This is a genomic window from Streptomyces sp. LS1784 (assembly GCF_020103755.1).
In the GTDB taxonomy this organism is placed as follows: domain Bacteria; phylum Actinomycetota; class Actinomycetes; order Streptomycetales; family Streptomycetaceae; genus Kitasatospora.
In genome coordinates, this window is the sequence record NZ_JAHSQD010000346.1 from 1 (window position 1) to 8,955 (window position 8,955).

An 8,955-nucleotide genomic window follows, 5' to 3' on the forward strand; every position below is an offset into this window, starting at 1 on the left:
CCGGCGCCCGCGCCAGGCGGCCAGTGCGCCGGCCGACAGCAGCACCGGGACCGCCGGGACGCCGCTGCCCAGGTCGGACAGGAAGTGGCCGAACCGGTCGAGCAGTGCGCTCGGGAAGTCCAGGTGGGCCGTGCGGACGGCCTGGCGGACCGAACGGTCCACGCCCAGCAGCGGCCCGTCCGCCGCGACCTGCCAGGACACCACCAGCAGGAGCACCGCCGCCACCACCGGTACGGCGACCGACCGCGCCGCCCGCCCCAGGGCAGCGGACAGCCGCCCCGGAGCAGGGGGGAGAGCTCCGGGGCGGCTCTGATGATCGCCGTTCCGTGCGCCCCGGGGGGTGTGGGTCGGACGGTCGGTCGATCGGCCTTCGGTGTGCGCCGGCCCTCCCGGGCCGGCCTGGTCGTCCTCACGCGGCACCCGCGGAAACGACCCCGGACGGGGCCCCGCGGACGGCCGCGCCAAGGGCTGAGGCTCGCTGTCCATCTGCGATGACACTACGTCAACAGCCCTTCCGCGCCGAGCGCCTTCAGCGATTCCGCACATCATCTTCACCCTGCGCCGGGCAGCCTCCGGGGCACCCCGTCGATCATGCCCGGACCGCCCGCACGGCGCGCCCGCAAACCGAACGGCCCGTGCGGACCAGAGGTCCCCACGGGCCGTTCAGCGCTGTCCGGACAACCCTCCGGCGGGGGTTCACGACCTGACGGGCGACACCGCTCAGAGGGCGGCGAACGCACCCTCCAGGATGTCCAGGCCCTCGTTCAGCAGGTGCTCCGGCATGACCAGCGGCGGCAGGAAGCGCAGCACGTTGCCGTAGGTGCCGGCGGTCAGCACGACCAGGCCCTCGGCGTGGCAGGCCTTGGCGATGGCCGCGGTGGCCTCCGCGTTCGGCTCCTTGCCGCCCGGCTTCACCAGCTCGACGGCGATCATCGCGCCGCGACCGCGGACCTCACCGATGATCTCGTACTTCTCCTGCATGGCCCGCAGGCGGCCCAGCATGATCTCGCCGATCCGCTGCGCCTTGCCGTTGAGGTCCTGCTCCTTCATGGTCTCGATGGCGCCCAGCGCGGCGGCGCAGGCCACCGGGTTGCCACCGTAGGTGCCGCCCAGGCCACCGGTCTGCGCGGCGTCCATGATCTCGGCGCGGCCGGTCAGCGCGGACAGCGGCAGACCGCCGGCGATGCCCTTGGCGGTGGTGATCAGGTCCGGGACGATGCCCTCGTCCTCGCAGGCGAACCACTGGCCGGTGCGGCAGAAACCGGTCTGGATCTCGTCCGCGACGAACACGATGCCGTTCGCCTTCGCGAACTCCACGATCGCCGGCAGGAAGCCCTTGGCCGGCTCGATGAAGCCGCCCTCGCCCTGGATCGGCTCGATGATGATCGCGGCGACGTTCTCGGCGCCGATCTGCTTGTTGATGGTGTCGATCGCCTGGGCGGCGGCCTCGGTGGCGGCGTTCTCCGCACCGGTCAGCCAGCGGTACGGGTAGGCGACCGGCACCCGGTAGACCTCGGGGGCGAACGGACCGAAGCCCTGCTTGTACGGCATGTTCTTAGCCGTCAGCGCCAGGGTCAGGTTGGTGCGGCCGTGGTAGCCGTGGTCGAACACCACGATGGCCTGGCGCTTGGTGTAGGCGCGGGCGATCTTCACCGCGTTCTCGACGGCCTCGGAGCCCGAGTTGAACAGCGCGGTGCGCTTCTCGTGGTCACCCGGGGTCAGCTCGTTCAGCTGCTCGGCGACGGCCACGTAGCCCTCGTACGGGGTCACCATGAAACAGGTGTGGGTGAAGCTGGCCAGCTGCTCGGTCGTCCGGGCCACCACGGCCTCGGCGCTGTTGCCGACGTTGGTCACGGCGATGCCGGAGCCGAAGTCGATCAGCGAGTTGCCGTCCACGTCCTCCAGCACGCCACCGTTGGCACGGGACACGTACACCGGCAGGGTGGTGCCGACACCGGCCGCCACCGCACCCAGCTTGCGGGCGTGCAGCTCCTGCGACTTCGGACCGGGGATCGCGGTGACCAGGCGGCGCTCCTGCGGGAGCGGCGTTGCGGCGCTCATGGGGTTTCTCCAGACTTCTCGGCTCGGTGCTTCGCAGGCTACGGCCGCCCTCCCCACCCGGGCACGCGCCACTCGGTAGCAGTGCGCCGTCCGACTTGTCCGGCACGGCCAGCGCGGGTGGCGCGACTACCCGCAGGCCACGCTCCACTACCCTGAGCGCGGGCGTGTCGCCGGTACGGCGGCATGGGTATGGCGGCACCGACGGGCGGTCGGGCCGGGCGGGCGAGGGAACGGGGCCGTACATGGCACAGGGCGGGGCACACCACCACGGCGAGCGCACCACCACCAGACCCCCGACCCCGGTGCCCCACCCACGGTCCGGTGCGGGCGCGGACGAGGCCTTGGACCTTCCGGCGTGGGTGGCGATTCCTCGGCCGGAGGCGGCTCCCGGGATCTTCCGGCAGGGCTACAAGTGGACCGATCCCATCGAGGCGGAGGAAGCGAAGGTCCCCACCGGGCAGCTGCTGTGGCGTGCTGCCCTGAACCTTGTCGCCACGGTCGCGACCTACTACATCGGCACTTTCGTGCTCGTGTGGGTGGTGGGCCTTCTCGGGTGGTTTGCCGGGACGTCGCCGGAGCAGTTCAACACCGTCCAGGTCCTCATCAACCTGATCACCATCAGTTGTGCGGCCGCGGTGTTCTGGCGCACCGGGCGATGGCGCGAGGTCGGCCGCCGCTTCCTCACTCGCTCCGGATGGCGGAAGAACGTCGCTCCGGTCCTTGCTCGGGCGATCACCCACGAGGGGCCTGCCCCGGCCGGGCCAGCCGCTGACCCCGAGTCGTCGCCTGTCGCCGACCCGTGGTTTGCCCAGCGATCGGGCGGAGCGCCGTCGGCAGCCGAGAAGCTGGACCACGCGAAGGCCGGGGACGTCGACTACGTCCGGATCCAACGGGCGTGGGAGTCCACCCAAGCCGATGCCGTCTTCCTCCCCGCTTTCGTCGACCAGGTGCTCGCACGGGGCGCCGCGGCCTTCTCGCACCCCTCGGAGGCCCGGGACCTGGTGACCAGGAAGGCCTGGCACGATCTGTTGCTGCAACAGGTGCGGCTAGGAACGACGCAGGACGTGGTGAAGAACCCGCACGGCCACCGGTCGACCGGATTCGCCTTGGACCCGACCGTCCTGGGGACGTCACTGCTGGCTGTCGGCCCTGCGGGAACCGGTAAGACGGCTCGACTCGCACGCCCCGTCACGGAAGCCCTGTGCCTCCAGACGCTGGCCGGGACCGCATGCGTCGTAGTGGTCGGGGCAGCGGACGCGGACCTCGGCCCGGACGACTGGTACGACGTGGTGATCGCACCGGGCGAGCCGGGTTCGGTCTACGGGCTGGACCTCTACGGAGCGACGCAGGATCCCGACGAGGCAGCCGCCAGACTCGCGGACGCGCTGCTGCCGGACGAGCTGATCGCGCGCGCGGAGAGCACCCGAACGACGCTTCAACAGGTGGTCGGACCGTTCAACACCGCCTATGGGCGCTACCCAGGGGTCCGTGAACTGCGGGCACTGCTCTCCGGGGAGCCGGACATGATGGAACCCCTCGTCAAGGCCCTTCGTGCGACGGGCCAGCTGTCGGTCTACGAGCGGGACCTCGAGTACCGGCAGCGGCAGCAGGAACGCGCCGATGATCCGGGGATCCTCCTGGCGGACCGCCTGGCACTTCTCGACCGTCCGGCCTTCGAAGGGGCCTTCGCCACGGACGGCACGGGCCGGCTGCCCTTCGCCATGCGCGCGCTCGACCACCCGCTCCGGGTCCGGGTGAAGCTGCCCGAGCGAAGCCACCCGGAGGCCGCCCGGATCCTCTCTCGTCTCGTGGTGGGACAGTTCGTCGTGGCGGCTGCCGCCCGCGAGGATCGCTCGTTGTTCGCCGGACTGGTGGTGGACGATGCGTCCGCCGCCCTGGACGCGAACACCATACGCGGCCTCCAGCGAATGCGGGGTGCCAACGCGGGCGCGGTGCTGTTGCTCCGCACCTTGATGGATCTGCCGGAATCGCTGAGGACCCCCTTGTTCGGGGCGGTGGGATGTCGGATGGTCTTCCCCGGCATCGCCCCCTGGGACGGGAAGTTCTTCTCCGAGGCGTGGGGCACACATGTCGTCCACGAGACAGAGGTCACTCATACCCCCGACACCTCCGGTGGCGTGATCCGGCGGGCCGGGCGGATCGGGCGGAAGGCGTTGTCGGGGACGACGGCGCAGACGGAGTCGGTGACGACGCGGGACGTGGAGCGGCTGCGGTGGTCGCCGTCGGATCTGGCGCACGCGTTGCCGGCCGGGCACGCGGTGGTGTCGTTGACGGCGGTGTCGGGGGAGCAGGTGCCGCCGCTGCTGGTGGATCTGCGGGGGTGACGGCGGGGCCGCCGGGAAGTCGCCTCCGAGGTGGATTCGGCAGTGCGGGTTGTCCGGAGCGTCCATAATGAAGGGGAGAGACCCTCACCAGTCCCACGTCCCTCTCCTCGCCCGGCCGCAATGGCGCGGTCAGGTCGATCCCCCGAAGGTGCCATGCCCCCCACACTCGCCTCCGTCGTCCGCAACACGTCGCTCCATCTGACGGTCCTCGCCGGTGCGGATCACCTGGAGCGGCCGGTCCGCTGGGTGCACACCAGCGAGCTGGACGACCCGACGCCGTTCCTGGAGGGTGGCGAGCTGCTGCTCACCACCGGTATCAAGCTGGGCCGTACGGCGGCGCAGCTGCAGGCGTACGTGCACCGGCTGGCCGACGCGGGGGTGGTCGGTCTGGGGCTCGGGGTGGGGCTGTCCCACACCGAGGTGCCGCAGCCGCTGGTGGACGCGGCGGCGCAGCGCGGGCTGCCGCTGCTGCGGGTGCCGGAGCCGACGCCGTTCATCGCGATCAGCAAGGTGGTGTCGGCGGCGCTGGCCGCTGAGCAGTACGAGGCGGTGACGACCAGCTTCGAGGCGCAGGAGGAGCTGACCCGGGCGGCGCTCGGCAAGGACGGAACGACGGCGGTGGTGCGCCGGCTGGCGGCCCGGTTGGGGGGCTGGGCGGCGCTGTACGACGGGTCGGGCGCGCTGTCGGTGGTGGCTCCGGATTGGGCGGCGCGCCGGGCGGGGCGGCTGGCGGCGGAGGTGGACCGGCTGCGTCGGCGGCCGGCGCCGTCGAGTGCGGCGTTGCAGGGGCGCGCGCCGGGGATAGACACGGCGGACGAGGACTACGTGGTGGTCCAGTCGCTGGGGGCGGACCGGCGGGCCCGGGGTTTCCTGGCGGTCGGGACCGAGGACAGGATCACGCCGACCGAGCGGTACGTGCTGAACGCGGCGGTGGCGCTGCTGACCCTCACCCTGGAGCGTTCGCGGGAGCTGCGGCAGGCCGAGGAGCGGATGGGCGCGGCGCTGCTGCGGATGGTGCTGGCCGGTGAGGTGGCGACGGCCCGCCAGGTGGCGGCGGGGCTGTTCGGAGGGCTGCCGGAGGGCACGATACGGGTTCTGGTGGCCGGGGCCGGGCCGGCCAACGCGGATGCCGCGGAGGCGCTCGGGGAGCTGGGGGACCGGGCCGAGCAGGCGGGCGCCCGGGTGGGCGAGAAACTGCTGGTGGCGCGGGAGGACGGTGTGCACGGGCCGCGGCTGATGGTGCTGGCGCTGGACAACGGCGCGGTGCACCGGGCCTGCCTGGGCGCGGTGGAGGAGCACGAGGGCCTGTCCCTGGGCGTCTCGGCGCCGGCCGCGCTGGAGGAGGCCGGGACGGCGCACGCGCAGGCCGAGCGGGCGCTGGCGGTGGCGCTGCGCGGTGGCCGCCGGTCGGTGGACCACGAGGAGGTCGGCGCGGGTTCGCTGTTGCCGCTGCTCGGCGAGGACGCGGTGACGGCCTTCGCGGAGGGGCTGCTGCGGCCGCTGCGGGAGCACGACCGGACGGCCCGCGGGGACCTGGTGGCCTCGCTGCGGGCGTGGCTGTCCCGGCACGGCCAGTGGGACGCGGCGGCGGCCGACCTGGGCGTGCACCGGCACACGCTGCGCTACCGGATGCGCCGGGTCGAGGAGCTGCTGGGCCGCTCGCTGGACGACACGGACGTGCGGATGGAGCTGTGGCTGGCGCTCCGCTCCGGCGAGGAGTGAGGCGCAGGCAGGACGCAGGCGGCCCGGCGGCACGGGAGGTCCCGGCAGCATGCAGGAGGGCCCGGTAGCACGCAGGCGGGTCCCGTAGGACGCAGGCGCGCCCCCGCGGGACGCGAGCCACCCCCGGGTAGGACGCGGTGGAGTGGCCCCGGGGGCGAACGCTCCTAGTCGGCCAATCCGGTCGGCGCGCCGCCCCGCCTACCCTCAAATCCGGGTCCCACGTCCGTGGGCCGTAGGACAGACGAGGAGAGGGCCGGTACCACGGTGACCACCACGTACGATTTCTGGCTCGCCGGCCGCCGGGCGAGCGGCGACGCCGACTTCGAGGTGCACAACAGCTGGGACGGCCGTCTGGTCGGCAAGGTGAGCATCCCGACCGAGGCCCAGGTCGAGGAGGCGCTGGACGCCGCCGTCGCCGCGCTGCCGGTGTTCGCCGCCACCCCGGCGCACCAGCGTGCCGCCGCCCTGGACCACGTGGCCAAGCGGCTGACCGAGCGCACCGAGGAGCTCGCCCAGCTGGTCAGCGCCGAGAACGGCAAGCCGATCAAGTGGGCCCGCGGTGAGATCGGCCGTGCGGTGTCGGTCTTCCGCTGGGCCGCCGAGGAGGCGCGCCGCACCAACGGCGAGACCATGCGGCTGGACACCGACCCGGGCGGCGTGGGCCGCTTCGCGGTGGTGCGCCGCTTCCCGCGCGGCGTGGTGCTCGGGATCGCCCCGTTCAACTTCCCGCTGAACCTGGTCGCCCACAAGATCGCCCCGGCGATCGCGGTCGGCGCCCCGATCATCCTGAAGCCGGCTCCGGCGACCCCGCTGTCGGCGATGGTGCTGGGCGAGATCCTGGCCGAGACCGACCTGCCGGTCGGCTCCTGGTCGATCCTGACCGTGCCGAACGACCGGATGCCGGCCCTGGTGCAGGACGAGCGCCTGCCGGTGATCTCCTTCACCGGTTCGGACAAGGTCGGCTACCAGATCATGGACTCGGTGCCGCGCAAGCACTGCACCCTGGAGCTCGGCGGCAACGCCGCGGCCGTGGTGCTCGCCGACTGGTCCTCGGAGGCCGACCTGGACTGGGCGGCCACCCGGATCGCGATGTTCGCCAACTACCAGGGCGGCCAGTCCTGCATCTCGGTGCAGCGGGTGATCGCCGACGCCTCGGTGTACGACGCGCTGGCGGAGAAGGTCGTCGCCAAGGTCAAGGCGCAGGTCACCGGTGACCCGAGCGACGACGCGACCGACGTCGGCCCGCTGATCGACGAGAACGCCGCGAAGCGCGTCGAGTCCTGGGTCGAGGACGCGGTCGCCAAGGGCGCCAAGGTGCTCACCGGCGGCACCCGCGAGGGCGCGACCTACGCCCCGACCGTGCTGGCCGACCTGCCCGGGGACGCCATCCTGGCCAAGGCCGAGGTGTTCGGCCCGGTGCTGTCGCTGCACAAGGTGGACGGCGTGGACGAGGCCTTCGCGGCCGTCAACGACTCGGCGTTCGGGCTCCAGGCCGGCGTGTTCACCCACGATCTCCAGACCGCCTTCCGCGCCCACCGGGAGCTGGAGGTCGGCGGTGTGATCATCGGCGACGCGCCGTCCTACCGTGCCGACCAGATGCCGTACGGCGGCGTCAAGGACTCCGGTGTCGGCCGTGAGGGCGTCAAGTACGCGATGGACGACTACACCGTCGAGAAGGTCATGGTCCTGACCGGCCTCGACCTCTGAGCGATGCCGTAGCGGTGTCGTAGCGGTGCCCTGGCACCAGGCGGCAGGAGGGCCCGGTTCGCCGAACCGGGCCCTCCTCGCGTTCGCGCCCGCGCGGGCTCAGCCGTCGTGCCGGGCGGCCGCGGCGACCGCCTCCTCGACGGTGGCGTTCCCGGCGACCAGCTCCAGGGTCAGTCCGGCGGTGCCGGGTTCGTGCAGCAGGGCGGCCAGGACGGCGGCCACGTCGGCCCGGTCCACCGTGCCGCGGTCGACCGAGGGGGCCAGCCGGACCAGGCCGGTGCCGGGGCCGTCGGTGAGCCGCCCGGGGCGCAGCACCGTCCAGTCCAGCCCGGTGCGGGCCCGGACGGCGTCGTCGGCGGCGCCCTTGGCCCGCAGGTAGGTCTCGAAGACCTCGTCGGCGGGGTAGCGCGCCCCGGCGTCGGCGGCCATCGCCGAGACCATCAGGTACCGGCGGACCCCGGCGAGCTCGGCGGCGTCGGCGAGCAGCACCGCGGCGTCCCGGTCGACGGTGTTCTTGCGGGCGGCGCCGCTGCCCGGTCCGGCGCCGGCGGCGAAGACCACCGCGTCGGCACCGGTCAGCAGTCCGGCGAGCTGCGTGGCGGTGGCGGCCTCCAGGTCGAGCAGCAGCGGCTCGGCGCCGGCGTCGACGAGGTCCTGGGCCTGTTCGGGGCGGCGGACGATCCCGGCGGGGCGCTCGCCGCGGGCGGCGAGCAGCCGTTCCAGCCGGAGCGCGATCTGTCCGTGGCCCCCGGCGATGACGGTACGCATGGTTCCGACGGTAGCCCGGGACGGGCGGGGCGGCCCGGGGGAAAGTACCGGGGCGGTGCCGCGGACAGGACACAATGGGCGCATGACTTCGCTCGCTCACCCACAGCTTCGCTTCACACCCACCGTGGCGGACCCGTCCGGCCCCCGGGAGCTGGTGATCCTGGGGTCCACCGGCTCGATCGGTACCCAGGCCATCGACGTCGTGCTCCGCAACCCGGACCGCTTCCGGGTGGTGGCCCTGTCGGCGGCCGGCGGCCGGGTGGAGCTGCTCGCCGAGCAGGCGGTGCGGCTGGGCGTGCACACCGTGGCGGTGGCCGATCCGGCGGCCGAGCCGGCGCTGCGCGAGGCGCTG

General features: G+C 73.2%; 5 protein-coding genes and 2 pseudogenes. 4 read left to right on the top strand and 3 right to left on the bottom strand.

Annotated features, from left to right (window positions below; all coding sequences use genetic code 11):
• A pseudogene (locus KS423_RS30185) lies at nucleotides 1-225 on the bottom strand (phosphoesterase PA-phosphatase); the annotation flags it as partial.
• Between the two features lie 495 nt (nucleotides 226-720).
• Nucleotides 721-2,061, bottom strand: a complete 1,341-nt coding sequence (gabT, locus tag KS423_RS30190; protein WP_224282947.1) for a 4-aminobutyrate--2-oxoglutarate transaminase — start codon at nucleotides 2,059-2,061, stop codon at nucleotides 721-723.
• Between the two features lie 341 nt (nucleotides 2,062-2,402).
• On the opposite strand from gabT, the gene KS423_RS30195 reads away from it, so the two are divergent.
• The 3 genes from KS423_RS30195 (at nucleotide 2,403) to KS423_RS30205 (ending at nucleotide 7,835) form a co-directional block, all read left to right on the top strand.
• Nucleotides 2,403-4,406, top strand: coding sequence for an ATP-binding protein (locus KS423_RS30195; protein WP_224282948.1), 2,004 nt, complete (start codon nucleotides 2,403-2,405; stop codon nucleotides 4,404-4,406).
• A 153-nt stretch (nucleotides 4,407-4,559) separates the two neighbouring features.
• Nucleotides 4,560-6,128, top strand: a complete 1,569-nt coding sequence (locus KS423_RS30200) for a PucR family transcriptional regulator (protein ID WP_224282949.1) — start codon at nucleotides 4,560-4,562, stop codon at nucleotides 6,126-6,128.
• Between the two features lie 264 nt (nucleotides 6,129-6,392).
• Nucleotides 6,393-7,835 carry an aldehyde dehydrogenase family protein gene (locus KS423_RS30205; protein ID WP_224282950.1) on the top strand — a complete coding sequence of 481 codons (1,443 nt, stop codon included), beginning with the start codon at nucleotides 6,393-6,395 and terminating at the stop codon, nucleotides 7,833-7,835.
• A gap of 99 nt (nucleotides 7,836-7,934) precedes the next feature.
• Here KS423_RS30205 and KS423_RS30210 read toward each other — a convergent pair whose 3' ends face one another.
• Nucleotides 7,935-8,603, bottom strand: a complete 669-nt coding sequence (locus tag KS423_RS30210) for an NAD(P)-binding oxidoreductase (RefSeq protein WP_224282951.1) — start codon at nucleotides 8,601-8,603, stop codon at nucleotides 7,935-7,937.
• A gap of 82 nt (nucleotides 8,604-8,685) precedes the next feature.
• Here KS423_RS30210 and KS423_RS30215 point away from each other — a divergent pair.
• Nucleotides 8,686-8,955 (top strand): annotated as a pseudogene (locus tag KS423_RS30215) (1-deoxy-D-xylulose-5-phosphate reductoisomerase); the annotation flags it as partial.